Below are 1,213 nucleotides of genomic sequence, written 5' to 3' on the forward strand. Positions count from 1 at the left end.
AAACAAAATAGAAAGGTTATTAATCGGATTAAGGGATTTATGAGGCTGCGGCAAAACTAACACGACGATAAATTTCTAGCAAGGGAAGTTCAACGTTTAAACTCTCCAGAGGGATTATTTGACTAAGTTGATCGTAGGTTTGTAGTTGCCAGCGATCGCTCTGTGCGAGTCTGAAATATTGCTCAATGTAGGGTTCAGTTTGGCTAACGAGCAGATATTCACAAAAACTTGGCAGGGAACGATATTTTCTAAATTTATCACCTCGATCATAGGCTTCCGTGGCGGGGGAAAGCACCTCTACAATAAATAAAGGATTAAGAATTTCGTCTTTGCGATCGCCGTTAAATTCTGGTTCATGGTTAACAACCATGAGATCGGTATAGGTTCCACAATTATATTCAGGAATCCACAGCCGCAGATCGCTGTTATACAGACGAAAATCCCTATCTCTTAATAAAAATCCCAAAAAAACCGAGATATTGATCGCGATCGCGCTGTGGGTTGCGGTTCCTCCAGGCATAAGAATCATTTCTCCATGGCAATATTCATAACGTTCCTGAGAAGTTTCAGCGATCACCCGATATGCTTCCAAAGTGACAGGGGTTTTGGTGACTGTCGCAATAGTTGGTTTTTCTTGAGCGATAATCATGTTTGTCTTTCTCCGATATTCTAAGTGGCTGGTTATAATTAAATTAATAATGGATTTTAGGTTCGATCCCCCCTGCCCCCCTTGATAAGGGGGGTGCCGATAGGCGGGGGGATCCCCCTTAATAAGGGGGGCATCTGATAATTTTTAACCCCTACCCACTTATTAATTAATTTTATGGTTATTTTTTAGGGATTGTGGGGAAGCGATCGCTTTTTATCAAAATAGAATAGAAAGAGCGATCGCAGTTTTTCTGAGGTGAGAGAGAAAAATTTTTTAAGAGCAAACTATCGTTAATTTGATTGTATGTATTATAATTGAGTCGTTAAATTTAAACAAAATACTATACTGTCCTCATCGAGGTTATTGTTGATGAAATCAGAGTATGATCTCGCTAATATGAAAAGTCGTCCTAATCCTTTTGCTCAACAACTCAAGCGGCAGGTCACTTTACCTTTAAGGATTGATGTCATTGATTTCTTTGAAAAAAAAGCAAAAGAAAAAGGAATTTCTTATCAGGAACTAATTGATTTATATCTTCAGGATTGTGTGACAAACGACCGAGAA

At 38.8% G+C, this 1,213-nt stretch carries 2 protein-coding genes; one reads left to right on the top strand and one right to left on the bottom strand.

Going from position 1 to position 1,213, the window contains the following annotated elements:
- Positions 1-37: 37 nt before the first annotated feature.
- Complete coding sequence (locus tag PX484_RS20900) at positions 38-649, bottom strand: Uma2 family endonuclease (RefSeq protein WP_287767849.1); 612 nt, start codon at positions 647-649, stop codon at positions 38-40.
- Between the two features lie 369 nt (positions 650-1,018).
- Here PX484_RS20900 and PX484_RS20905 point away from each other — a divergent pair.
- Positions 1,019-1,213 (top strand): UPF0223 family protein (locus PX484_RS20905; protein ID WP_288105358.1); only part of this gene is annotated, 195 nt, incomplete at its 3' end.

It is taken from the genome of Microcystis sp. M49636_WE2 (assembly GCF_030065375.1).
GTDB lineage: Bacteria > Cyanobacteriota > Cyanobacteriia > Cyanobacteriales > Microcystaceae > Microcystis > Microcystis aeruginosa_C.